Below are 1,285 nucleotides of genomic sequence, written 5' to 3' on the forward strand. Positions count from 1 at the left end.
GATCCAAACCTACCGCCTTTCCCCAGGACAACCAACGCCTGGTACACCTAACCTTCTCCGTCCCTCCATCGCACTTACGCGAGGTGCAGGAATATTGACCTGCTTCCCATCAGCTACGCATTTCTGCCTCGCCTTAGGGGCCGACTCACCCTACGCCGATGAACGTTGCGTAGGAAACCTTGGGCTTACGGCGAGGGGGCCTTTCACCCCCTTTATCGCTACTCATGTCAGCATTCGCACTTCCGATACCTCCAGCACCCTTTACAAGGCACCTTCGCAGGCTTACGGAACGCTCTCCTACCATGCGTGCTAAGCACGCATCCGCAGCTTCGGTATATAGCTTAGCCCCGTTACATCTTCCGCGCAGGACGACTCGATCAGTGAGCTATTACGCTTTCTTTAAAGGGTGGCTGCTTCTAAGCCAACCTCCTGACTGTTTTAGCCTTCCCACTTCGTTTCCCACTTAGCTATATTTGGGGACCTTAGCTGGCGGTCTGGGTTGTTTCCCTCTTGACACCGGACGTTAGCACCCGATGTCTGTCTCCCGTGATTGCACTCTTCGGTATTCGGAGTTTGCTATGGCGGGGTAATCTGCAATAGACCCCCCAACCATGACAGTGCTCTACCCCCGAAGGTGAGACACGAGGCACTACCTAAATAGTTTTCGGAGAGAACCAGCTATTTCCAGGTTTGTTTAGCCTTTCACCCCTATCCACAGCTCATCCCCTAACTTTTCAACGTTAGTGGGTTCGGACCTCCAGTACGTGTTACCGCACCTTCATCCTGGCCATGGATAGATCACCTGGTTTCGGGTCTACGCCCAGCAACTGAACGCCCTATTCGGACTCGCTTTCGCTACGCCTGCCCTATACGGTTAAGCTTGCTACTGAACGTAAGTCGCTGACCCATTATACAAAAGGTACGCCGTCACCCCTTACGAGGCTCCGACTGTTTGTATGCATGCGGTTTCAGGATCTATTTCACTCCCCTCCCGGGGTTCTTTTCGCCTTTCCCTCACGGTACTGGTTCACTATCGGTCACTAGGGAGTATTTAGCCTTGGGAGATGGTCCTCCCTGCTTCCGACGGGATTTCACGTGTCCCGCCGTACTCAGGATCCACTCTGGAGGGAACGAAGTTTCAACTACAGGGTTGTTACCTTCTTTGACGGGCCTTTCCAGACCTCTTCATTTACTTCGTTCCTTTGTAACTCCGTATAGAGTGTCCTACAACCCCAAGAGGCAAGCCTCTTGGTTTGGGCTTCTTCCGTTTCGCTCGCCGCTACTC

1 rRNA gene is annotated in these 1,285 nt (G+C 53.2%); it reads right to left on the reverse strand.

What is annotated here, in order from left to right:
- Positions 1–1,285 (reverse strand): 23S ribosomal RNA (locus tag ACFW2Y_RS35915); the annotation flags it as partial.

This window comes from Streptomyces sp. NPDC058877, assembly GCF_042742855.1.
GTDB lineage: Bacteria > Actinomycetota > Actinomycetes > Streptomycetales > Streptomycetaceae > Streptomyces.